Below are 22712 nucleotides of genomic sequence, written 5' to 3' on the forward strand. Positions count from 1 at the left end.
TATCCGTTGCACAGCCGAAGGTTCACAACCGAGGCACAGGCAGAAACAGTAGATTCAGCAGTACCCGGTGGCGTTAGACTGGCGATCCACTCGGATTCAGAGATTGTGTGGGAGGGGAGGTTCCGATGATTCTTGTCAGACAAGAGATCGGCGAAGTGCTGCGGGACTTCCGCCTGCAGAAGGGGCGCACTCTGCGTCAGGTCGCAGGCAAGGCCTCCGTGGCGCTCGGTTACCTGAGCGAGGTGGAGCGGGGCCAGAAAGAGGCATCCAGCGAGATCCTCGCGTCGGTGGCAGAAGCGCTCGATGTGCCCATCTCGACGATCATGCGCGAAGTCGGCGACCGGATCTCGGTCCTCGAGGGACTCAGCCCCTTCCCCGACGTCGTTCCCGACGACCTGGTGGCATCGGTCGAGCCCGAGCTGTCGCTGCACTGAGCGGCGAGGCGAAGCGTGCGACGCAGTGAGTTTCTGCGCGCGGTCGACGAGGAGTTCGGCGCGCGCTCGAACGCGATGACCCACGATCTGTTCCTCGGCGATGTCGGAATGACGGCGCATGATGCGTTGGAAGCCGGCATTCCGCCTCGGCAGATCTGGCTCGCGCTGTGCGCTGAGGCGGATGTCCCGCCGGAGCGCCGCTACGGCGTGGGCAGGGTCGAACCACGCCGTCACTGAACAGATGTCCGCGCCTTTTCCGGCGTGTCGTCGAATCTCTGTTCGATGAGGGCGTATCGTTCTGCACAAGTGGTTGCGATGCGCTTTCTTTTCACAGTGCGCGGGATAGCCGACGCGATGTCGGTGGCCCCGCCTACGGTGTGAGAGGTGGTTGCGAACCACTCGCCTTGTCGGAGAGCCGCCCCAGAGGGGGAGGTCGCGACAGCCTACAGGCGGCAGCAATCGAGATTCTGAGGAGCACGTCATGCCATCCACCGACGACCGCGAGAAGGCCCTGGATTCCGCTCTCGCGCACATCGAGCGCCAGTTCGGCAAGGGATCGATCATGCGACTGGGCAGCGAAGAGCGCGCACCCGTCGAGATCATCCCGACCGGATCCATCGCGCTGGACAGCGCCCTCGGAATCGGAGGGCTGCCCCGCGGGCGCATCATCGAGATCTACGGTCCGGAATCGTCCGGTAAGACCACGTTGACCCTGCACGCGATCGCCAACGCGCAGCGCGCCGGTGGTATCGCCGCCTTCATCGACGCTGAGCACGCGCTCGACCCCGAGTACGCACGCAAGCTCGGCGTCGACATCGATCAGCTGCTGGTCTCGCAGCCCGACACGGGTGAGCAGGCGCTCGAGATCGCCGACATGCTGATCCGCTCCGGAGCCATCGACCTGGTCGTGATCGACTCCGTCGCCGCGCTGGTGCCCGAGGCTGAGATCAAGGGCGACATGGGTGATTCGCACGTCGGTCTGCAGGCTCGACTGATGTCGCAGGCGCTGCGAAAGCTCACTGGTGGGCTGAACCAGACGAAGACCACCGCGATCTTCATCAACCAGCTGCGCGAGAAGATCGGTGTGTTCTTCGGCTCTCCCGAGACCACCGCGGGTGGAAAGGCGCTGAAGTTCTACGCGTCGGTACGCCTCGACATCCGCCGCATCGAGACACTGAAGGATGGCACCGAGGCGGTCGGAAACCGCACCAGGGTGAAGGTCGTCAAGAACAAGATGGCGCCGCCGTTCAAGCAGGCCGAGTTCGACATCCTCTACGGCGTCGGCATCTCGCGCGAAGGCAGCCTGATCGATTTCGGCGTCGAGCACGGCATCGTGAAGAAGTCCGGATCGTGGTACACCTACGACGGGGATCAGCTCGGACAGGGCAAGGAGAATGCCCGGAACTTCTTGCGCAACAACGACGACATCGCCCTGGCGATCGAAGAGCAGATCAAGCAGAAGCTCGGTATCGGAGTCAAGGCTGAAGCGCCGGCCGATGAGCTCGCCGAGCGTCGCCCGGCCTGATCATCATGAACGGCACTGGTCAGGACGACGGCCGCGAACACCTCGCCCCGGTCATCCCGATCTTCGGTGGGTCTGTCGATGTCGGCAGGCCCACCGCCGGGGCCGAGCGTGGACGCCCCGCGCGAGAGCCTGCAGCCCCTCAGCTGGACGAGACATCTCCGGCGGCGCGCGCCGCCGCTGCACTCGACCACGCGGAACGCACCGTCGCGCTGCGTGCTCTGAACGCGGCGCACGCCCGGGACGCGCGGGACGACGCTCGGGAGGGCATGGACGATGAGTCCGTGAAGCTGCGCGAGAGAGCCGAAGAGGCGCTTGTACGCAAGCTGCGCTCCAAGGCGCTCTCGGTCGCCGAGTCTCGGGCGGTTCTGCGCGAGCACGATCTCGACCGGGAGACCATCGACGAGATCATCGACGAGTTCAGCGATCGCGGATACATCGACGATCGAACACTCGCCGAGCTACTGGTCACCTCGGGTGCAGAGCGTAAAGGGCAGGGGCGGGTCGCGCTCGCGCGGGTGCTGTCGCAGCGGGGGATTCCCCGCGACATCGCCGAGGAGGCTCTGTCGGAGTTGCCTGATGACGATGCCGAACGGGCTCTGGAGTTCGCACGCAGCAAGGCGCCGGGCATGACGCGGCTCGAGTCCGACACCGCCCTGCGCCGATTGCTGGGCCAACTCGCGCGTCGTGGGTACGGGGGATCGGTGGCGATGAACGCTGCTCGTACTGCGCTCCGCGAAGCGGGCAGGGGTGCGAGCGGTGCCCGCTCGGGTGTGCGCTTCGTGGACTCGGAGTGAGCGCGCGCCGGCAGATGGCGGGCCCCGATCCCAATAGGCGCGAGGCCTCGTAGAATAGCTGTCACCATGACTACTCCGCGCAGTGAACCGACCATCATCGCGCCCTCGGCGGCGGCGGTCGGCGCCGATGGCCGCCGGCGCTCGTACGAGGTGCGTACCTTCGGTTGCCAGATGAACGTGCACGACTCCGAACGACTCTCGGGTTCCCTGGAGAGTGCGGGGTATGTTCGCTCGGATGCCGGTGAGGACGCCGACGTCGTCATCATCAACACCTGCGCGGTGCGCGACAACGCAGCGGGCAAGCTCTACGGCACGCTGGGTCACTTGAAGTCCCGTAAGGACAAGCATGAGGGCATGCAGATCGCCGTCGGCGGCTGCCTCGCTCAGATGGACCAGCAGGCCGTCCTCGATAAGGCGCCGTGGGTCGACGTGGTCTTCGGCACGCACAACATGGGATCGCTGCCCGGTCTGCTTGAGCGCGCACGTCACAACGGCGAGGCCGAACTCGAGATCCTCGAGTCGCTCGAGATCTTCCCCTCGACGCTGCCCACCAAGCGCGACTCGGCGCACAGCGGCTGGGTGTCGATCTCGGTCGGCTGCAACAACACCTGCACGTTCTGCATCGTCCCGAGCCTCCGTGGCAAGGAGAAGGACCGCCGACCGGGTGACATCCTGAACGAGATCCGTCTGCTCGTCGAGGACGGCGCGATCGAGGTCACGCTGCTGGGGCAGAACGTGAACTCGTACGGTGTGGAGTTCGGCGACCGACAGGCGTTCAGCAAGCTGCTGCGCGCCGCGGGCGAGATCGAAGGACTGGAGCGCATCCGCTTCACCAGCCCGCACCCGGCCGCATTCACCGACGATGTGATCGACGCAATGGCGGAGACGCCCAACGTGATGCCGCAACTGCACATGCCGTTGCAGTCGGGAAGTGACAGCATCCTGCGGTCTATGCGACGCTCGTACCGCAGCTCGAAGTACCTCGGCATTCTCGATCGGGTGCGCGAGCGGATCCCGCATGCAGCCATCACCACCGACATCATCGTGGGCTTCCCGGGTGAGACCGACGAGGACTTCGAAGACACCATGCGCGTCGTCGAGCAGTCCCGCTTCTCGAGCGCGTTCACGTTCCAGTACTCCATCCGTGAGGGCACGCCGGCCGCGACGATGGAGAACCAGGTCCCCAAGGCCGTCGTGCAGGAGCGCTACGAGCGGCTGATCGCGCTGCAGGAGCGCATCTCGCTCGAAGAGAACCAGAAACAGGTCGGTCGCGAGATCGAGGTACTGGTCTCGGTGGGCGAGGGCAAGAAGGACGCCGAGACCCACCGCCTCACCGGACGTGCGGAAGACAACCGCCTGGTGCACTTCGAGGTGACACCCGGTTCGGAGCTGCCACGCCCCGGAGACATGGTGACCGTGACGATCACCCACGGTGCTCCCTTCCATCTGCTCGCGGACGATCCGACAGGTGCGCCGTTGCGCATCCGTCGCACGCGCGGCGGCGACGCATGGGACCGCGCTCAGGCCGAGACCTGCGGTGTGCCGGCACCGGCCGGACAGTCAGGCGCACCCCGCGCCGTCTCGCTGGGGCTGCCGACGCTCCGCGTCGACGGGTGACGGGCATCCGACCCCCACGGGTGTGGGCCGTTGTCGGCGCGACCGGCACCGGCAAGAGCGAGTTCGCGCTTGAGCTCGCCGAGGCCCTGCGGCAGCAGGGCAACCCTGCCGAGATCGTGAACGTCGACGCGATGCAGCTGTATCGCGGCATGGACATCGGCACGGCGAAGCTGTCGCCGGCCGAGCGGCGGGGGATCCCGCATCACCTGTTCGACGTCCGCGACGTCACCGAGGAGGCGGCCGTCGCCTGGTATCAGCCGTTAGCGCGCGCGGCGGTCGCTGATATCCACTCCCGCGGTGGCGACGCGATTCTCGTCGGCGGGTCTGGACTGTACGTCTCCAGCGTGATCTTCGACTTCCGGTTCCCGCCCCGCGACCCCGCCGTGCGCGCGCGCCTGGAGTCCGAACTCGCCGAACGCGGCCCCGGAGTGCTCCTGGAGCGTCTGACTCAGCGGGATCCGGCCGCCGCCGCGCGGATCGATCCGAAGAATCCGCGGCGCATCGTGCGCGCCCTTGAGGTGCTTGAACAGGGCGGGCAGACGCACGGTGCGGCGCTCCCCGAACGCCCCGAGCTGTGGCATCCGCACACCCGCATCATCGGATTGCATGCGCCGCGCGAGGTGCTCGTGGAGCGCCTTGACCGTCGCGTGGAGCGGATGTGGCGGGACGGCATGCTGCAGGAGGTCGAAGCGCTGCGTGAGAGAGGCCTCGAGCGCGGCGCCACGGCTGCACGGGCCATCGGGTACGCCCAGGCGCTCGCGCAGGTGCGCGGAGAGAAGAGCGAGGCGGATGCCATCGCCGAGACCCAGGCGCTCACGCGACGGTACGCGCGGCGCCAGGTGTCATGGTTCAAGCGCTATCCGGACATCGAGTGGCTCGAATCGGGCACCTCCGGCGGGGCTGTTCTGCGCTGAGCGCCGCGATGTCGGTGGTCGGCGTGATGATGGCTGGATGACCACGCACTTCTACACCGCTTCCAGCCTCGACGGTTTCATCGCCACCGAAGACCACTCGCTCGACTGGCTTCTCCCGCAGGACATCGACGAGGACGGGCCGATGGCGTACGGAGAGTTCATCGCCTCGATCGGTGCGTTGGCGATGGGCGCGCACACGTTCGAATGGGTGATGGACAACGAAGGGGGACAGTGGGGGTACGAGCAGCCGGCCTGGGTGTTCACCACGCGTGAGCTTGATGTGCCGGAGGGTGCCGACGTGCGTCTCACCCGAGCCGACGTCCGCGACGTGCATGCACAGATGGTCGAGGCGGCAGGCGGCCGGGACGTGTGGATCGTCGGTGGGGGAGATCTGGCGGGCCAGTTCGCCGACGCGGGCCTGCTCGACGAAGTATGGATTCAGTACGCGCCGGTGACGCTCGGCGCCGGAGCACCCGTGCTGCCGCGGGCGCTCGACCTCGAACTGATCGACGTCGCCCGTAACCGTTCGTTCGTGTGCGCGCGTCACCGTGTGCGGCGCGCTGAATAGACTGGGACCATGGTCGCATTCACCAAGGGACACGGCACCGGCAACGATTTCGTGATCATCGAGGACGTCAACGGCGAGAACGACCTCACGGCGACCCAGGTGCAGGCGCTGTGCGACCGCAATTTCGGTATTGGCGCAGATGGTGTGCTCCGAGTGGTGCGTTCCGCCGCGATCGATGAGGGCGCTGCTTCGCTGGCTGAGGAGCCCGACGCCGAGTGGTTCATGGACTACCGCAACGCCGATGGTTCCCCGGCGCAGATGTGCGGCAACGGCATCCGCGTCTTCGTGCACTACCTCTTGCGGGCCGGCCTTGCGACTCTCGAACCGGGGTCGACGGTGCCCATCGGTACTCGTGCGGGTGTCCGCGATGTGATGCGTAGCGAGACCGGCTACCAGGTCGACTTGGGGCGCTGGCATCTCGCCGGCGGTGAACCGCTCGCACGCGCCGCCGGTCTCTCGATCGCGCGTCCGGGGCTCGGTCTCGACCTGGGTAACCCCCACGTGGTCGTGGCGTTGGCATCCGACGAGGAGCTGGATGGCCTCGACCTGAACCCGTCGCCGCTGCTGGAGCCGGCTCCGGTCGGCGGGGCGAACGTCGAATTCGTCGTGCCCGGAGAACCGCTCGTGCGCGACGGCATCGGACATGTGCGGATGCGCGTGCACGAACGGGGTGTGGGCGAGACGCTCAGCTGCGGTACGGGCGCTGCAGCCACGGCTCTGGCGGTGCGGCACTGGGCAGGCACGCGCGCGCCCGACCAGTGGCGGGTCGAAGTGCCCGGTGGTGTGCTCGGCGTTCGCATGTTCGCCGCCGAGGACGGCGAGCACGTGGGGCTGTCCGGTCCGGCACAGCTGGTCTACCGGGGTGAGATCGACCTGGCCTGAGTGCCCAGGGTGTGCGCGGCGCGGTTGCGCTATGCGGGCACGTCGATCGGCTCGGTGGGTGGGGTGCCGTGTCGGCGCACCTTCAACACACGGAAACCCTTGCCCGTCGCGGCACGCTGCACGCTGTAGCCCGTACCGAACGTGGTTGCCATCCAACGCTGCAGAGAGTCCGACCCCAGGTTGCGCTGCACGACCATCCAGGCGTCGCTGCGCTCGTCGAGGCGGGGGATCCATCGTTCGAGCATGCCGTGCAGCGCCTCTTTGCCGATGCGGATCGGTGGGTTCGACCGGATCGTACGGAAACGCACGTCGTCGGGAACATCTTCGGGCAGCACCGCGTTGACATTTGTGAGCCCGAGCTTGGCCGCATTGCGGCGGGTGAGGTCGAGAGCGCGCTCGTTGACGTCGACTGCCCAGATCGTGGCATGGGGTGCGGAGAGCGCCATGGTGAGGGTGATCGGCCCCCATCCGCAGCCGAGGTCGAGGAAGTCGCCGCCGGGCGGAAGGGGCGGCATGTTGGCGAAAAGCACCGAGGTGCCGACGTCCAGACGGTCGGGGCTGAACACACCGCCGGCAGTGGTGAGTTCGAGATCGCGACCGGCGAGGTTCACCCGGATCGTCCGCAGGTTCTCGGGGCTCGCCGGGGCCGCAGTGAAGTAGTGGTCGGACGCCATTCAGTGAGCGTACCGGATAGGGCGGGCTAAGGTTAAGGCGCCGTTTCAGAGAGGGCAGAGTTCAGTACCGAATGACGAACACCAACGACGAGAACACCGCACACGACGCACTGGATCGCGTGCTGTCGCACGCAGAGCCGCGTGTGCAGCCGAGAGTGTTCGGCTCCGCGCAGGCGCTGCAAGACACCGCGACCGCAGCGCACACCGACGCGGACGGTGCGCAATGGGATCTGGATGACCGGCACGCGCTACGGCGCGTCGCGGGACTGTCCACCGAGCTCGAGGATGTCACCGAGGTCGAGTACCGCGCGCTGCGGCTGGAGAACGTCGTGCTGATCGGCGTGTATCCGCAGGGTGCGCACGATGACGCCGAGAACTCGCTGCGCGAGCTGGCCGCTCTGGCCGAGACCGCCGGTGCGGTGGTGCTCGACGGGCTTCTGCAACGACGGCCGCACCCCGATCCGGCCACCTATCTCGGCCGCGGCAAGGCGCAGGAGCTCAAGGACATCGTCGCTGCTGTCGGTGCCGACACCGTGATCGCCGACACCGAGTTGGCCTCCAGCCAGAGGCGTGCTCTGGAAGACGTGGTGAAGGTCAAGGTGATCGACCGCACGACGGTGATCCTCGACATCTTCAGCCAGCATGCGAAGAGCCGCGAGGGCAAGGCCCAGGTCGAACTCGCCCAGCTGGAGTACCTGCTTCCGCGCCTGCGCGGTTGGGGTGAGTCCATGAGCCGCCAGGCTGGTGGCCAGGTCGGTGCCGGCGGTGCGGGTATGGGCTCGCGCGGTCCCGGTGAGACGAAGATCGAGCTGGATCGCCGCCGCATCCGCACGCGCATGGCGCAGCTGCGCAAGCAGATCCGCGATTTCGCCCCGGCGCGTGATGCGAAGCGGGCAGAGCGCAAGCGCAACACCATTCCGTCTGTGGCGATCGCCGGCTACACCAACGCCGGCAAATCGAGCCTGCTCAACGCTCTCACCAGCGCCGGCGTGCTCGTCGAGAACGCGTTGTTCGCGACGTTGGATGCCACAGTGCGCCGTTCCGAGACCGCCGACGGGCGTGTCTATACGCTCACCGACACGGTCGGGTTCGTGCGCAATCTGCCGCATCAGCTGGTCGAGGCGTTCCGTTCCACCCTGGAGGAGGTCGGGCAGGCCGACCTGTTGGTGCACGTCGTCGATGGCTCGCACCCCGACCCGTCCGCTCAGTTGCAGACGGTGCGGGACGTGATCGGCGACGTCGGTGGTCGTGAGATCCCCGAGATCGTGGTCTTCAACAAGGCCGATCTGATCGGTGAGGACGAGCGGCTCGTGCTGCGCGGGCTGGCGCCCGACGCGCACTTCGTCTCCTCCCGCTCCGGCGAGGGCATCGATGAGCTGCGCGCGACGATCGAGCGGATGCTGCCGATGCCGGCCGTCGAGGTTCAGGCCCTCGTGCCGTATGACCGCGGCGACCTGGTCGCAGCCGTGCACGAGACCGGTGTCTTGATCTCGGCCGAGCACCGCGAGACGGGTACCGAGGTGCATGCGCACGTATCCGAGCGGCTGGCTGCGGAATTGGCTCCGTTCGCGATGTCCTGAGCAGCTCCGGTGCGGCTCAGGATGCGGTGAAGCGCCCCTCCACCTCGGCGGAGACGGTGATCTCCTCACCCTGGAACTCCATGCCGGGTGCGGCTTCCATGGCCATGGCGCCGCCGCGCAGGGCCGTGGCCATGGGCATCGGCGGAGTACCGGCCGAGATCAGGCCGCGGTCGGCGATCTCCACCGGCGTCACCTCGTGCAAACCAAGGGCCTCGGCGTAGGCGCGGGCGCGTGAGACGGCGACGGCGACGGCCTGGGTGGCGACCTCGCGCTCGACCTCGCGTTCGGTCTCGGGGGTGAGATGCCAGTCGACGTCGCCCACCGCCACGCCGTCGGTGACCGATAGCTCGGTGACCCAGACCGACAGCTCTGGGAAGTCCGAGAAGGTGGCGGTGAAGTCGATGCTCGCGCGGTACACCGGAGCGAGCCGCTTGCCTTCGTTGTTCCAGGGACGTTCGGCATAGACGTTCAGCCGCTGGCTGGTCCAGGCCGTGATGCTGCCGGACTGCTCGCGCGTCGTGATGCCGTCGCGCACAGGGGTGGCCTGGGCCAGAGCGTGCTCGACGACCGTTGCGCGATCGGGGCCGTCGCAGGAGACGGTGAGGTGCAGCGTCGCGCGCTCGGGCGCGACGCGCAGTTCGTGTTCGCCGCGGACCGTGATGGTGACTTCAGTCATGCCAGTGACTGTACGACACGCGGGTGTGCAAAGAGGGAACGCAACTGCAGGAATGGCGGCTGGGTCGGATTCGTTGTACTCTTTGATGCTCGGGTGCTTCGGTACCCGGTTGGTAACTCCACAGTGTGACAGCGGCTCCTTCGCGAGAAGGTTCACGGGGCTGATCGGTTTCGACGGCGCCTGTACATCGACGAGAAGCGGGCCGAGGATGCAGGGTTATCTCGTGAACGCTCCCTGCAAAACCATAGTTGCCGAATCCAAGCGCAACGACTTCGCCCTCGCTGCCTAAGCGAGCCCGATAGTCCGTCAGACCGTATGTGATCCCGATACGGACCCTGGCGTCATCTAGGGATCTTGCTGCGTGATGGCGTCTGGACGTCACGTGGGACTCTTCCCAGGCTGGGCTCGTCGACTTAGGTGTCTGTGACAAAGGTCGGAGCCGAGCAGAACGCTCTTACAGACTGCGCCCGGAGAAGACGTGGATTTTCAGCGTCGGACGGGGGTTCGATTCCCCCCAGCTCCACCAACCGCTGTCACTGTGGAAGCCCCGCGTCACCGAGATCCTTCGGCGGCGCGGGGCTTTTTCGTCTGCGCAGCCATTCGCAGGGGTCTCACGTCCGCGGGCGGATCCCGTCCAGCGTGACGGCGATCACTTCACGGGCGAGCAGGTCTGGATCCACAGCGCCGTCGGGTCGGTACCACTCGACGACCGAGTTGATCATCCCGAAGATGAGCCTGGTGGCGACGCCGGCGTCCAGATCCTTGCGCACGAGCCCCTCGGCCTGCGCCTCGCGGACGAGTTCGGTCACGGTGTGATCGAAGCGTCGTCGGCGAGCCAGGGCGTTCATCTCGATCTCACTGTTGCCGCGCAGACGCAACAGCAGGGTGACCTGCGGTTGACGGGCGGTCAGCACGCGAACGGCGCCGCCGACGATCGCGGTCAGGCGATCCTCGGCCGTGGGCTGGTCCAACGCGGTCGCCAACGCCTCCTCGAGCCCACCGAGTGCTTCATCGAGGGCGATCTGCAGGATCTGCGCCTTCGAATCGACGTGGTGGTACAGCGCCGACTTGGTGACCCCGAGCCGGCCGGTCAGATCGGCGACCGAGGTCGCGTCGTACCCTTGCTCGTTGAACAGTTCCACACCGGCGCGGATCACGTCGGCACGATCATGGCCCGGGCGCCCGCGACGGGCGGGGCGCGCACCGGTCACACCCATGGCATCCTCTTCGGCATATCGTCAAAGATACTGCGGTCGGGTGCGGTGGAGCGGCATCCGGCAGGTGGTGCGCAGACTAAGCTGGAGAGGTTATCCGACGATCTGGAGGGCTTCGACGTGGTCGACTTCATCGTGTTCCTGGTTCTGTTCCTCGGAGGGTTCGTCCTCTTCGGGATCTCGCACGAACTCCCGACCGGTCAGGCATACGCCTTCACGGCGGGCATCCTTCTGGTGAGCCTTGCCATGGCGTACGTCATGCGTCAGCGCGGGTCGGCGACCAAGCGCGCCGACAACTGGAACCAGAACCAGCAGTGAGCCTCGTGGCGCCGCCGTCAGGCGGCGCCACTTCGGCCTGCCTCAGCCCTCCCAATCGATGAGCAGCAGGCTCTGCTTGGTGTCGGCGAACTTCACCCAGCCGTCGCCGAACTCGTAGGTCATTCCGAACCCGTCGGAGTCGGTCGCCAGCGCGTAGGCCGGATCCTCCGTGAAGTACTGCCGCCCGCCTGCGGATGAACGCAGCCAGCCGTCGCGTTGCAGACCCGCCATAGCGGTCTCCGCAGATGGTGCGCTGATCGGCCCCCAGGCGTACATCTGACCATGGTCGGATGCCGTGCTGAAGTCGGCCCACATGCACAGCAGTCCCTCCTCGACGAGGGTCTCGCCGATGCGGAACTCCTCCTGCTCGTACGTCCAGCCCTGCTCGGTCAGAGCCTCGGCCGTGCCCGACGAGATGATCGTTTCGCACGTCGGGTCGGCGACCGGCTCGGGCGTCGACTCTTCAGGGGGTGCAGACGTGGCGGTGGCAGCAGGGGCGGGCTCGGTCGTCTGGGGGGCAGCAGGGGACGTGGGTGCGCTCTGCGGCGACGCGTCGGCGGCGCACGAGGCGAGGGACAGTGACGCCAGCAGGGCGCCGGCGGCGAGGGGAAGACGGATACGCATAGGACTCTTGGGGAGGAGGGGTGCGCGCGTCGCTCAGGAGCGGCGGGCGGCGCGGAACAGGGACAGGAACGGGTCGTGCAGAGCGCCGTTTGTGGCGAGCGTCGACAGGGCCGACAGGGTCTCGGTGCCGTCGAATGCCGTCATCCGGCCACCGGCTTCTCGTACGATCGGCACGGCCGCGGCGATGTCGTACTCTTTGACGTCGAACTCGGCGACCATGTCGATGCGGCCTTCAGCGAGCAGCATGTAGCTGTAGACGTCGCCGTACGCACGATCGCGCCACACGGCATCGGCCACGGCCATCAGCTCGGGCAGCCTCCCGGCATCCGCCCACTGGCCGATGCTCTGAAAGCTGACGCTCGCGTCTTCGAGCGCGTCGACCGTGGATACCTGAAGACGTCGATCACCCTGAGGGGTCGCGGTCCAGGCGCCGTGCGAGGTGGCGGCCCACCAGCGGCGACCGAGTGCCGGCATGCTGACCACCGAGACCTGGGGGATGCCGTCGACGGCCAGCGCGATCATGGTGCCCCACAGCGGGACGCCGCGCAGGAAGTTCGCCGTGCCGTCGATCGGATCGATGATCCACTGACGATGCGTGTCGCCCTCGGCGCCGAACTCCTCGCCGAAGATCCCATCGCGGGGGCGCTCCTCGGCCAGCAGCGTGCGGATCGCGCGCTCCGTTGCGAGGTCGGCATCGGTGACGTGCGAGCGGTCGGCCTTGAGGGACACCTGCAGGTCGGCGGCGTCGAAACGGGGGAGGGACTGCGCGTCTGCCGCATCGGCCAGGCGCAGGGCGAGGGCGAGGTCGTCGGCGTGGTCCGTGGCTGTGGGGGAGACGGTCACCTGTCCAGGATAGACGGGGTGGCCGGCCGCGGCGGGCGCTGCAACGCGCCCGGGATGACCTGGATTTGGTGCGACCCCCAGCCGCTGGTAATGTAATTCCTCGTTCGGGTTCACCGAAAAATGCGCCTCTAGCTCAATCGGCAGAGCAATTGACTCTTAATCAATGGGTTCAGGGTTCAAGTCCCTGGGGGCGCACCAGATGAAGCCCCGGAATCCCTCTCGGATTCCGGGGCTTTCTCATGTTCACGATTCGGTCACGGTCGGTGCCCTTCCATCCCGCGGCTCGTGGTGGGAGCATGTCGACAGGGAGGTTCTCATGATCGACCTGGACGATGTCGACACCGACGAGGACGGCGCATTGACGGCCACCGCGGTGTTGCCCGGCGAGCGCCGCGTGACTGTCGAGTACGAGTTCGACGAAGAGCTGGAGCGACCCGACGATGGCGACGTCGATGAGGTCGACGACGACGACGAGGGCGTCGAGCCCGAGGACCTTCCCGACCTGGATGCGATGCAGGACACGGTTCAGCACGCTCTGGCGCGCTTGACCGAGGAGATCCTCGATGGCCGCGAGATCGACGTCGCAGAAGAGCTCGCGGATGCGGCGCAGGAGGATGACGAGGATCTGGACTACGACGAGCTGCTTCAGGCGATCAGAGAAGACCTGGTCCTCGACGGCGTGATCGTGTTCGGAGACGGAGGGCTCACACTGCTCTACGTCGCAGCGAGCGAGTTTCCCGACCTCGTGATCTACTGCCTGCTCGACGAGGATCTCGAGATCGACGATCTGATGGTCGAATAGCGCTACGCGACGCGGATGACGCGGCCCGCGGTCAGGTGCTGCAGCTGAGCGAAGCTCAGCGGCATCACCGTGTCGGGGGTGCCGCCCGCGGTCCACACCTCAGTGAAGTCGCGCAGATCCTCATCGATGTAGGTGCGCAACCGCGTCGGATGCCCGATCGGCGCGACGCCGCCGATCGCCTGCCCGGTTGCGGAGCGCACGACCGCGGCGGGTGCCATGGTCACCTCGGCCGCGCCGATGCTCGCCGCCAGTACGCCGAAGTCGACGCGATGGGCGCCGCTCGTCATCACCAGGAGGGGATCCCCGTCGGCGACCAGGACGAGGCTGTTCGCGATGGCTCCTACCGGGCATCCGATGGCCTCTGCGGCGAGCGCGGCCGTGCGGGCGGAGTCGGGGAGGATGACGATGCGTCCCTCGATTCCTGCGTCGGCGAGCTGGTCGTGCACGATGCGGCTGCGGGCCGGAAGGGAGTCTGCGGCGGTCACGGGGGTCGGGCTCCTTCGCTCGGATGCTGCGGGTCGCAGCCATCACGAGGATAACCGGCGCGGGTCCGGCGCCGCGTGCCTCTCCGTCGCCCACTTGACGTCGTGGGGCGGCGGGCTTAGCATTCCAATACCTGAATCGGGTTTCATGTTCCCGACCTTCCATCGATGAAAGGCATCCAGATGCGGGTTACGAAGAAGTTGCTCCTGGGGTCGGTTCTCGCAACCGCCGCCCTTGTCATGTCGGCCTGTGCGCCGCAGTCGGATGTCAGTGGGGCTGACTCCGGCGACAGCGCGCCCGCGGAGGTGCGCGTCGGCATGATCACCAGCGAGACCGGGCCGCTGGGCGGCTACGGCAAGCAGTACCTCGACGCGTTCGCCGTTGGGCTCGACTACGCAACCGACGGCACCGGTGAAGTCGACGGCATCAAGATCGTCATCGAGAACCGCGACGACGCCGGCGACGCCGACACTGCGGTGACCGCCGCCAAGGAGCTGATCGGCGACGGCGTGAACATCCTGATGGGCAGCGCCTCGTCCGGCGTCGCACTCGCGATGGCCGAGCAGGCAGAGCAGAACAAGGTGCTCTTCATCTCGGGTCCCGCGGCGGCCGACGCCGTCACGGGCATCAACGACTACACGTTCCGTTCCGGACGCCAGTCGGCGCAGGACGTCGCCACGGCCGGAATGTTCCTCGATGACATCGAGGGCAAGAAGATCGTCGTGTTCGGTCAGAACAACGCCTTCGGCCAGGGCAACGTCGCGGCCGTCGAGGCGATCCTCGGCGGCAAGGGTGCAACGGTCGAGCCGCTGCTCGTGGCCGAAGACGTCACCGAGTTCACCCCGTTCGCCCAGCAGGTGCTGACCGCCGAGCCCGACCTGGTCTTCGTCGCCTGGGCCGGTGCCACCTCGGGTGCGATGTGGCAGGCCATGAGCCAGCAGGCCGTTCTCGACGAGATTCCCGTCGTCACCGGCCTCGGCGACCGTGCCACGTTCGGCGCGTACGGCGTCGCCTCCGAGCAGATCAACTTCCTGAACCACTACTTCGGCGCCGCGCCCGACAACGCGGTGAACACGGCGATGCTCGAGGGACTCGAGGCCGCTGGTGCCGAGGCTGATCTGTTCAGCCCCGACGGCTTCAACGCCGCCATCATGCTCGTCCAGGCGGTCAAGGAGGGCAAGGGTGACGTCGACGCGATGATCGCGGCACTGGAGGGCTTCGAGTTCGAGGGCCCCAAGGGCACGAACACCGTGCGCGCCGATGACCACGCGCTCCTGCAGGACATGTACCAGGCCAAGCTCATCGCCGACGGTGACACGTTCACCCCTGAGCTGGTCGCGACGGTTCCGGCCGCCGACGTCGCACCGTGACCCCGGGCATCATGACCAGGAGGTCGAAGAAGTGAACATCCCAGCCCCGCCCACCGCAGGCGCATCGCTCCGCGTCGAAGGACTCGGCCTCGACATCGGAGGAGCGACGATCCTCAAGGACGTCGACCTCGCTGTCGAGCCCGGCTCGCTGGTCGGAGTGATCGGGCCGAACGGCGCCGGCAAGACCACGCTGTTCAACGCCATCTCGGGTGTGATCAGGCCCACCGCCGGCCGCATCCTGATGGACGGCACCGACATCACCCGCACCAGCGTGCCCCAGCGCGCCAGGGCGGGGCTGGGACGCACCTTCCAGACATCCAGCCTGTTCCCGCAGCTCACCGTCCACGAGAACGTGCGCATCGCGGTGCAGGCGGCCGAAGGCGGCAGCTACTCGCTGCTGCACTTCCCGAAGCGATCTGACGCGATCAGCATCCGCGCCGAGGAACTGCTGCGCTCCGTCGGCCTCGGACATCGTCTGGATGCCAGAGCCGGCGACATCAGCCACGGTGACAAGCGCAAGCTCGAGATCGCCGTGCTGCTGGCCACTCGTTCGCGGCTCGTCCTTCTCGACGAGCCGATGGCAGGCGTCGCCTCGGGCGACGTCGCCGGGCTCGTCGAGAACATCCGCGGACTGCAGGCCGAGACCGGATGCACCGTGCTGATGGTCGAACACCACATCGAAGTCCTGATGGGCTTCGTCGACCTCGTTGCGGTGATGTACTTCGGCAGCATCATCGCTGTCGACACCCCGCAGCAGATCATGGAGAACCCCACCGTGCAGAGCGCCTATCTCGGGACCGGCGCGTGAGCGCCCCGATCCTGCAGGTGAAGAACCTGCGCGCATCCATCGCCGGACAGCAGGTCGTCGAGAGCGTCACCTTCGATGTGCCCGCCGTCGGCATCACAGCCGTGCTCGGTCGCAACGGTGCCGGAAAGACCTCGACCCTGCGCGGCATCCTCGGACTCATCTCGCGTAAGGGCGAGGTGATCCTCGACGGCGAGCGCATCGATGCGCTCAGCACGCACCGCATCGTCCAACGCGGCGTCGGGTACGTGCCCGAGGACCGTGAGGTCTTCGCCGGCCTCACCGTCGCCGAGAACCTTGCCCTCGCCGAACGCCAGCGCAATCCGCGACGCGAGTTCGTGGATCAGCTGTTCCCCGACCTGGTCGCCCGCCGCGACCAGCGCGCCGGAACCCTCTCGGGCGGCCAGCAGCAGATGGTCTCGGTCGCGCGCGCCATGCTCAACGACAACCGCCTGCTTCTCGTGGACGAACCGACCAAGGGCCTCGCGCCCAAGATCGTCACTGAAGTGGCGGATGCTCTCGCCGAGGCCGCTACAACAGTGCCGATGCTGCTCGTGGAGCAGAACCTCGATGTCGTGCGGCGCCTGGCCGACCAGGCGATCGTGATCGCCGACGGACGAGTCGTGCACACCGGACGCGCCGTCGACATCCTCGACGATGCCGACCTGACCAGACGCCTGCTCGGCGTCAGTGCGGAGGAGCACGTATGAGCACCCTGGTACTCACCCTCGTCATCGGGCTCGGACTCGGCGCACTGTACTTCCTCGTCGCCAGCGGCCTGAGCCTGATCTACGGCCTCATGCATGTGCTGAACTTCGCGCACGGCGCGTTCCTCACCCTCAGCGCCTTCGTCGGCTGGGCGGTCGCCCAGGCCGTCGGCGTCGACAGCTGGGGCGGCTTCGTGCTGTCGGTTCTCGTCGGCGGCGCGGTCGGCGCGGCGTTCGCCGCGGCCACCGAGCTCGTGCTGATCAGGCCGCTCTACGAGCGCCATATCGAACAGGTGCTCGTCACCGTCGGTCTGTCCTTCGCCGCGATCGCCCTGTTCGAGGGGATCTGGGGCACTGACCCGGTCAACGTGCGCGGCCCGGCGTGGTTGAGCGAGACCACCCCGGTGCTCGGCGCCAGCATCCCGAACAAGTACTGGGTGCTCATCATCGCCGCGGCACTCGTGCTCGCCGGGCTCGTGCTGTTCCTCAAGAAGACGCGCTACGGCATGATCATCCGTGCCGGTGTGGAGAACCGGTCCATGGTCACCGCGCTCGGCATCGACGTGCGACGCTCGTTCACGCTCGTCTTCGCCATCGGCGGTGCGGCCGCCGGTATCGGTGGTGTGCTCGCCATGCACGCCCTGACCTACGTCTCGGCCCATCTGGGGTCGACGCTGCTGATCTTCGCGTTCATCGTCACTGTGGTCGGTGGACTCGGCTCGCTGACCGGCGCGGCGATCGCCTCGGTGCTGGTCGCGGTCATGCAGCAGGTCGCCAACACATACCTCGGCGGAACCGGTGACTTCATCGTCGTGATCCTGCTGGCTGTCGTCCTGCTGGTGCGCCCGGCCGGTCTCATGGGAAGGAAGGCCTGACATGAACGCCACGAACCGCAACCGCTGGCTCCCGGTCGGCGTCGGTGTCGTCCTCGTCACCGTCCTGGCGCTGCTGCCGATGCTCAACCTGTCATTGCCGGGCATCCTGCCCGGCGCGACATACACGCCGGGTTCGCTCGCGCTGATGTCGCTGTGCATGGTGTTCGCCGCACTCGCGCTGTCGTACAACCTGCTGCTCGGCACGGCCGGCATGCTCTCGTTCGGGCACGCACTGTACTTCGGTGCCGGGGCGTACGGTCTGGGTATCGTGCTGGAGGCTGCGCGACTTCCGCTGGTACCGGGAATCTTCGTCGCGCTGCTGGGGGGACTGGTGATCGCCGTCGTCACCGGCGCCGTGGCCATGCGCGTCAACGGCATCCCGTTCGCGATGGTGACACTCGCCTTCGCCCAGGCGGGCTCGGTGCTCGTACGACGCAACCAGGCGATCACGGGCGGTGAAGAGGGGCTCAGCCTGCACACCGAGGGTGTGCCCGACTGGCTCGTCGGCGTCGTGAACACGCGCAACCTGTACTGGATCTCGCTCGCTGTGGTCGTCATCGTCTATCTGATCGTGTTGTGGGTCGATCGTTCGCGCCTGGGGCATCTCGCCGCGGCCGCCCGCGAGAACGACCTGCGCGTGCGCGTTCTCGGGCTGCAGCCCACCCGGGCCAAGCTCATCGTCTTCGTGATCGCCGCGCTGTGCGCATCGCTTGCGGGCATCGCCTACCTGCTGCTGCAGTCGGGCACACAGCCCACTGCGGTCAGCGCAGATCTGACGATCACGGTGCTGGTGATGGTGGTGCTCGGTGGCGTCGGGTTCCGTTGGGGTGCGATCCTCGGAGGTGTGCTTTACACGATCCTTGACCAGCGCCTGACGGTGCTCGCCCGCGCCGAGGGCATCCAGCAGCTTCCCGATGTGCTGCGCGTGCCGCTGTCGGAGCCGCTGTTCATCCTCGGTGTCCTGTTCATCCTCGTCGTGATGTTCCTCCCCGGCGGCATCGCCGGAACCGTGGACTCCTGGGTCCGTCGTCGTCGCGGACGCGGTGCGCCCGAGAGCGGGCTCGCCGCGATGGACGAAGCGGAACAGGTGCCGGAGATGGCGCGATGACAGACGCCGCCGGCGCGCACACCATCGGACGGTGGTTGCACGACCGGGCCGTGTCGGACCCGGCGCGCGTCGCCGTCGACGACCGCGGTGTGCGTACCGATTACCGCGCACTCGCGGCGCGTGTGACGCGATTGACGGAGCGTCTGAGCGACGCCGGGTACGGTGCGGGGCAGCGGGTCGCGACGATCTCGGGCAATTCGACCGACCAGGTCGTGGTGTTCTTCGCCTGCGCGCAGCTGGGCATCGCGCTGGTGCCGCTGTCGTGGCGGCTGACCCCGACCGAGCTGGCCGACCTGATCTCCCGCACCGGGCCGGACCTGCTGCTGATCGAGGATGAGCACGCTGCCCTCGCGTCGGCGGCGCTGGAGAACATTGCGGATGCCCCCGTGCACGCCGCTCTCGGCGTCGCCGGCGTCGAGGCCGAGGCGCCGGCCGCGCGCGAGAGCGCGCACCGCCGCGCGGCGCGCGACACCGATCCGCTGCTGGTCATCTACACCTCGGGCAGTGAGGCGGCGCCGAAGGGCGTCGTGCTTACGCACGAGAACTGCTTCTGGAACAACCTCGCTCTCGATCGCGCCATGCCGCTCGACGCCGACGACGTGGTGCTGGCGATGCTGCCGCAGTACCACGTCGCCGCGTGGAACGTGCAGCCACTACAGGCCTGGTGGCGAGGTGCAACGGTCGTCCTCGAGCGCGGATTCGACCCCGGTCGCGTGCTGCAACTCATCGCTGACCGTGGCGTCACCGCGATGATGGGAGTGCCCACCCAGTACCGCATGCTGCAGCAGCATCCGCTGTGGGAGAGTGCCGATCTCACCGCCCTGAACCGCGTTGTGGTCGGCGGGGCCACCATCCCGGAGGATCTGGTGCGCACATGGGCGACGCGCGGTCTCGCCTTCACCCAGGGATACGGGCTGACCGAAGCAGGACCCAACGTGCTGCACCTGGCCGCAGACCTCGTCGCCGCACACCCGGGGGCGGTCGGACGCCCCTACCCGGGTGTCGACGTGCGCATCACCGACCCCGAGACCGGACTCGAACTGCAGGGAGCGGCCACCGGCGAGCTCTGGGTGCGCGGTGCGAGCGTCTTCGCCGGCTACCTCGATGATCACGAAGCGACCCAGCGTGCGATGCACGGCGAATGGCTGCGCACCGGCGATCTCGTGCACCGCGACGCCGACGGCATCCACCGCGTCGTCGATCGACTCAAGGACATCTACGTCTCCGGAGGTGAGAACGTCGCCCCCGCCGAGGTGGAGCGCGCCTTCGCTGCCCATCCGCTGGTCGCGGAATGCGCTGTCGTCGGCGTACCCGACCCGGTGTGGGGAGAGCGCGGGGTGGCTTTCATCGTTCCGGTGGGACCGGTATCGCGCGAAGAGCTGCGCGCATTCGCCGCCGAACGGCTGGCGACGTTCAAACTGCCGTCGCGGATCGAGTTTCTCGACGAGCTGCCCAGATCCACGATCGAGAAGGTCGCCCGCGCACGACTGCGCCGGATGGCGCTGAGGGAGGAGCACCAGGATGCTGCCCACTGAGAACCCACCAGCGGAGGAACCGCCCGTTTCGTCCGCGACCGGACGCCCCCTCACCAAACGCGGACAGCAGACCCGGCGTCGCCTGCTCGAAGCGGCCGAGCAGGTCTTCGCAGACCTCGGATATCACGAGGCCTCGATCGTCAAGATCACCGAGCACGCCGGCGTTGCACTGGGCACCTTCTACCTGTACTTCGACGGCAAGCAGGCGATCTTCGATGAGCTCGTGCTCGACCTCAACAGCCGGGTGCGCCACTCGATGTCCGAGTCGATGGCATCCGCAACGAACCGTATCGAGGCCGAACGCCTCGGGTTCCAGGGATTCTTCCGGTTCACTGCCGCGCATCCGGCGCTGTACCGCGTCGTCCGCGAGGCCGAGTTCGTCTCGCCTACCATGCTGCGCCTGCACTACGAGCGCATCGTCGACGGCTACCGCGCCGGACTTGCGGCCGCGCAGCGCGACGGCGAGATCGCAGCCGAGCTCGACACCGACGTCGTCGCCTGGGCGCTGATGGGTGCCGGTGAGCTGATCGGCATGCGCTACCTGCTCTGGGAGCGGGATGCCGCAGGAAAGCCGCCCGCGCAGATCGACCCCGCAGTGCTCGACGGCATGTCGGACTTCATCACCCGCGCGCTGCGCCCCGACCACGCGGAGAACCCCGCGCCGGGTGCGCGGCCGCACGTCACAGAGAGCCTCAGAGAGGAAGAGAACGATGTCTGAACAGGATCTCGCCGGTCGGCGTGCAGTGATTACCGGGGGAGCGAGCGGTATCGGGCATGCCTGCGCCGCCGAGTTCGTGCGCCGTGGGGCACACGTGGTGATCGCCGACATCGACGCCGCTGCGGCCGCTGCCGCAGCAGAGCAGATCGGGGGAGAGGCCTGGGCCGTCGACCTATCCGACACCGCGGCACTGGACGACCTCGCCCTCGACGCCGACATCCTGATCAACAACGCCGGGATCCAGCGCGTCAGCCCCATCGTGGATTTCGATCCCGATGCCTTCCGTCTGATCCAGCGGATCATGCTCGAGGCACCGTTCCTGCTCATCCGCGCGGTGCTCCCCGGAATGTACGAGCGCGGCTGGGGGCGGATCATCAACATCTCCAGCGTGCACGGTCTGCGCGCCAGCCCGTTCAAGTCCGCTTATGTGGCTGCCAAGCACGGACTGGAAGGCCTGTCGAAGGTCACCGCACTGGAGGGCGGCCCGCACGGCGTCACCAGCAACTGCATCAACCCCGGCTACGTGCGCACGCCCCTGGTCGAGAAGCAGATCGCCGACCAGGCGAAGGTGCACGGCATCCCCGAGAGCGAGGTCGTTGAGACCATCATGCTCACCGAGAGCGCGATCAAACGACTCGTTGAAGCCGACGAGGTCGCCTCGCTGGCCGGCTGGCTCGTATCGGACGCTGCTGGCATGGTCACGGGCGCCTCGTACACGATGGACGGCGGCTGGAGCGCACGATGACCCACCACGACTACCGCACCACGGATGTGCCTGTCGCCGGAGGTGACCTTCGGGTGGCCGTCTGGGAGCCACAGGGCGAGGTGCAGCGCACGGTGCTTGCCATCCACGGGGTGACCTCGTCGCACCTGGCTTGGCCGTTCGTCGTGCAGCAACTGCCGGGTGTGCGCGTGATCGCCCCCGACCTGCGCGGTCGCGGCGCCAGCAACACGCTGCCCGGTCCCGCGGGCATGGCGGCACACGCCGATGATCTGGCAGCGGTGCTCGACGCATTCGATGTCGACGCCGTCAGCGTCGTCGGGCACTCGATGGGCGCCTTCGTGGCCGTCGTGCTCGCGCACCGGCATCCGCAGCGCGTGAGCCGCCTTGTGCTCGTCGACGGCGGCCTGCCGCTGAACGTGCCCGCCGGGGTCGACCCCGAACAACTCGTCCCGCTGATCCTCGGCCCGGTCGCCGAACGGCTCTCGCGCCGTTGGCCGCACGTCGAGGCGTACACCGAGGAGTTCTGGCGCCGGCATCCGGCCTTCGCAGACGACTGGAGTGCCGAGCTCGACGCGTACATCGCGTACGACCTCGTGCCGGATGGCGATGTGCTTCGCGCGGCGACGAGCTCGGACATCATGGCCGACGACGTCATCGACATGAACACCGGTTCTGCGCTGCCCGATGCGCTGGCGGCGCTGTCGGTGCCGACGCTCTTCATCACCGTGCCCCGGGGGTTGCAGAACGAGACGCCGGGGTTGTACGCGCCGGCGCACCTTGCGGATCTGCTGCAGAGGTACCCCGCGGTGGATCACGTGCACCTTGACGATCTCAACCACTACACGGTCGTGATGAGTCCGCGCGGTGCTGTCGCGCTCGCCGACCTGGTGCGGCCGGTCCTCGTCTGACCGCGGCGTCTCGC

26 protein-coding genes, 1 tRNA gene and 1 other RNA gene are annotated in these 22712 nt (G+C 67.5%); 22 read left to right on the forward strand and 6 right to left on the reverse strand.

From position 1 onward, the window contains the following. The first annotated feature begins 125 nt into the window (after positions 1-125). From PTQ19_RS06065 to dapF, 8 genes are all read left to right on the forward strand, one after another. Positions 126-434 carry a helix-turn-helix domain-containing protein gene (locus tag PTQ19_RS06065; RefSeq protein ID WP_179411090.1) on the forward strand — a complete coding sequence of 103 codons (309 nt, stop codon included), beginning with the start codon at positions 126-128 and terminating at the stop codon, positions 432-434. Positions 435-449: 15 nt separating this feature from the next. After that, entirely contained in the window at positions 450-671 is a 222-nt protein-coding gene (locus tag PTQ19_RS06070; RefSeq protein WP_274368819.1) for a DUF3046 domain-containing protein, read from the forward strand. Positions 672-915: 244 nt separating this feature from the next. Further along, a complete protein-coding gene (gene recA, locus PTQ19_RS06075) occupies positions 916-1959 on the forward strand; it encodes a recombinase RecA (protein ID WP_179411088.1) in 1044 nt (347 codons plus the stop codon). Between the two features lie 5 nt (positions 1960-1964). Next, the gene (locus PTQ19_RS06080) at positions 1965-2753 is read left to right on the forward strand and encodes a regulatory protein RecX (protein WP_274368820.1); all 789 of its coding nucleotides are present in this window, start codon (positions 1965-1967) and stop codon (positions 2751-2753) included. 66 nt (positions 2754-2819) lie between these two features. Continuing rightward, on the forward strand, positions 2820-4370 hold the full coding sequence (miaB, locus tag PTQ19_RS06085; protein ID WP_274368821.1) for a tRNA (N6-isopentenyl adenosine(37)-C2)-methylthiotransferase MiaB: 1551 nt from the start codon (positions 2820-2822) through the stop codon (positions 4368-4370). A gap of 5 nt (positions 4371-4375) precedes the next feature. After that, on the forward strand, positions 4376-5284 hold the full coding sequence (gene miaA, locus PTQ19_RS06090; RefSeq protein ID WP_274369040.1) for a tRNA (adenosine(37)-N6)-dimethylallyltransferase MiaA: 909 nt from the start codon (positions 4376-4378) through the stop codon (positions 5282-5284). A gap of 37 nt (positions 5285-5321) precedes the next feature. After that, positions 5322-5852, forward strand: a complete 531-nt coding sequence (locus PTQ19_RS06095) for a dihydrofolate reductase family protein (protein ID WP_274368822.1) — start codon at positions 5322-5324, stop codon at positions 5850-5852. A gap of 9 nt (positions 5853-5861) precedes the next feature. Beyond that, positions 5862-6734, forward strand: coding sequence for a diaminopimelate epimerase (dapF, locus tag PTQ19_RS06100; RefSeq protein ID WP_179411083.1), 873 nt, complete (start codon positions 5862-5864; stop codon positions 6732-6734). Between the two features lie 29 nt (positions 6735-6763). Here dapF and PTQ19_RS06105 read toward each other — a convergent pair whose 3' ends face one another. After that, positions 6764-7408 carry a class I SAM-dependent methyltransferase gene (locus tag PTQ19_RS06105; protein ID WP_274368823.1) on the reverse strand — a complete coding sequence of 215 codons (645 nt, stop codon included), beginning with the start codon at positions 7406-7408 and terminating at the stop codon, positions 6764-6766. 71 nt (positions 7409-7479) lie between these two features. Between PTQ19_RS06105 and hflX the strand changes: the two genes are divergently transcribed. Further along, the gene (gene hflX / locus PTQ19_RS06110; RefSeq protein ID WP_274368824.1) at positions 7480-8988 is read left to right on the forward strand and encodes a GTPase HflX; all 1509 of its coding nucleotides are present in this window, start codon (positions 7480-7482) and stop codon (positions 8986-8988) included. Positions 8989-9004: 16 nt separating this feature from the next. Here hflX and PTQ19_RS06115 read toward each other — a convergent pair whose 3' ends face one another. Further along, entirely contained in the window at positions 9005-9664 is a 660-nt protein-coding gene (locus tag PTQ19_RS06115) for an SIMPL domain-containing protein (RefSeq protein ID WP_274368825.1), read from the reverse strand. A gap of 156 nt (positions 9665-9820) precedes the next feature. Here PTQ19_RS06115 and ssrA point away from each other — a divergent pair. Next, positions 9821-10190, forward strand: a transfer-messenger RNA (tmRNA) gene (gene ssrA, locus PTQ19_RS06120). A gap of 85 nt (positions 10191-10275) precedes the next feature. Here the strand turns inward: ssrA and PTQ19_RS06125 are convergent. Beyond that, positions 10276-10881 carry a TetR/AcrR family transcriptional regulator gene (locus tag PTQ19_RS06125; protein ID WP_179411076.1) on the reverse strand — a complete coding sequence of 202 codons (606 nt, stop codon included), beginning with the start codon at positions 10879-10881 and terminating at the stop codon, positions 10276-10278. Between the two features lie 117 nt (positions 10882-10998). On the opposite strand from PTQ19_RS06125, the gene PTQ19_RS06130 reads away from it, so the two are divergent. Further along, positions 10999-11196 carry a hypothetical protein gene (locus tag PTQ19_RS06130; RefSeq protein WP_179411075.1) on the forward strand — a complete coding sequence of 66 codons (198 nt, stop codon included), beginning with the start codon at positions 10999-11001 and terminating at the stop codon, positions 11194-11196. Positions 11197-11238: 42 nt separating this feature from the next. Here the strand turns inward: PTQ19_RS06130 and PTQ19_RS06135 are convergent, their stop codons facing one another. Together PTQ19_RS06135 and PTQ19_RS06140 are read right to left on the reverse strand one after the other, a co-directional pair. After that, the gene (locus PTQ19_RS06135) at positions 11239-11820 is read right to left on the reverse strand and encodes a hypothetical protein (protein ID WP_274368826.1); all 582 of its coding nucleotides are present in this window, start codon (positions 11818-11820) and stop codon (positions 11239-11241) included. Positions 11821-11853: 33 nt separating this feature from the next. After that, entirely contained in the window at positions 11854-12663 is an 810-nt protein-coding gene (locus PTQ19_RS06140) for an inositol monophosphatase family protein (RefSeq protein WP_274368827.1), read from the reverse strand. A 122-nt stretch (positions 12664-12785) separates the two neighbouring features. On the opposite strand from PTQ19_RS06140, the gene PTQ19_RS06145 reads away from it, so the two are divergent. Both PTQ19_RS06145 and PTQ19_RS06150 read left to right on the forward strand, forming a co-directional pair. Beyond that, a tRNA-Lys gene (locus PTQ19_RS06145) sits at positions 12786-12861 on the forward strand. 118 nt (positions 12862-12979) lie between these two features. Then, positions 12980-13465 carry a hypothetical protein gene (locus PTQ19_RS06150; protein ID WP_206550017.1) on the forward strand — a complete coding sequence of 162 codons (486 nt, stop codon included), beginning with the start codon at positions 12980-12982 and terminating at the stop codon, positions 13463-13465. Positions 13466-13467: 2 nt separating this feature from the next. Here the strand turns inward: PTQ19_RS06150 and PTQ19_RS06155 are convergent, their stop codons facing one another. Continuing rightward, positions 13468-13950, reverse strand: a complete 483-nt coding sequence (locus PTQ19_RS06155) for a YbaK/EbsC family protein (RefSeq protein WP_274368828.1) — start codon at positions 13948-13950, stop codon at positions 13468-13470. 180 nt (positions 13951-14130) lie between these two features. On the opposite strand from PTQ19_RS06155, the gene PTQ19_RS06160 reads away from it, so the two are divergent. Genes PTQ19_RS06160 through PTQ19_RS06200 form a run of 9 tightly spaced genes read left to right on the forward strand, consistent with a single transcriptional unit; the run spans position 14131 to position 22698 of the window. Next, positions 14131-15318, forward strand: a complete 1188-nt coding sequence (locus PTQ19_RS06160; protein WP_179411071.1) for a substrate-binding domain-containing protein — start codon at positions 14131-14133, stop codon at positions 15316-15318. A 31-nt stretch (positions 15319-15349) separates the two neighbouring features. Continuing rightward, positions 15350-16126: an ABC transporter ATP-binding protein gene (locus PTQ19_RS06165; protein WP_274368829.1), complete on the forward strand. Its 777-nt coding sequence runs from the start codon at positions 15350-15352 to the stop codon at positions 16124-16126. Further along, a complete protein-coding gene (locus PTQ19_RS06170) occupies positions 16123-16833 on the forward strand; it encodes an ABC transporter ATP-binding protein (RefSeq protein WP_206820641.1) in 711 nt (236 codons plus the stop codon). The genes PTQ19_RS06165 and PTQ19_RS06170 overlap by 4 nt, the downstream gene beginning before the upstream one ends. Then, positions 16830-17705, forward strand: a complete 876-nt coding sequence (locus tag PTQ19_RS06175) for a branched-chain amino acid ABC transporter permease (protein WP_274368830.1) — start codon at positions 16830-16832, stop codon at positions 17703-17705. The genes PTQ19_RS06170 and PTQ19_RS06175 overlap by 4 nt, the downstream gene beginning before the upstream one ends. Position 17706: 1 nt before the next feature. After that, a complete protein-coding gene (locus PTQ19_RS06180; RefSeq protein ID WP_179411068.1) occupies positions 17707-18813 on the forward strand; it encodes a branched-chain amino acid ABC transporter permease in 1107 nt (368 codons plus the stop codon). Continuing rightward, positions 18810-20348 carry a class I adenylate-forming enzyme family protein gene (locus tag PTQ19_RS06185; protein ID WP_274368831.1) on the forward strand — a complete coding sequence of 513 codons (1539 nt, stop codon included), beginning with the start codon at positions 18810-18812 and terminating at the stop codon, positions 20346-20348. The genes PTQ19_RS06180 and PTQ19_RS06185 overlap by 4 nt, the downstream gene beginning before the upstream one ends. Continuing rightward, positions 20335-21066 (forward strand): TetR/AcrR family transcriptional regulator, encoded by a 732-nt coding sequence (locus tag PTQ19_RS06190; protein WP_274368832.1) that lies wholly within the window; start codon positions 20335-20337, stop codon positions 21064-21066. Before PTQ19_RS06185 ends, PTQ19_RS06190 begins: the two co-directional genes overlap by 14 nt. Further along, the gene (locus tag PTQ19_RS06195; RefSeq protein ID WP_274368833.1) at positions 21059-21811 is read left to right on the forward strand and encodes a 3-hydroxybutyrate dehydrogenase; all 753 of its coding nucleotides are present in this window, start codon (positions 21059-21061) and stop codon (positions 21809-21811) included. The genes PTQ19_RS06190 and PTQ19_RS06195 overlap by 8 nt, the downstream gene beginning before the upstream one ends. Then, positions 21808-22698, forward strand: a complete 891-nt coding sequence (locus PTQ19_RS06200) for an alpha/beta hydrolase (RefSeq protein WP_274368834.1) — start codon at positions 21808-21810, stop codon at positions 22696-22698. The genes PTQ19_RS06195 and PTQ19_RS06200 overlap by 4 nt, the downstream gene beginning before the upstream one ends. Positions 22699-22712: the final 14 nt, after the last annotated feature.

The sequence above is a fragment of the Microbacterium esteraromaticum genome (assembly GCF_028747645.1).
In the GTDB taxonomy this organism is placed as follows: domain Bacteria; phylum Actinomycetota; class Actinomycetes; order Actinomycetales; family Microbacteriaceae; genus Microbacterium; species Microbacterium esteraromaticum_C.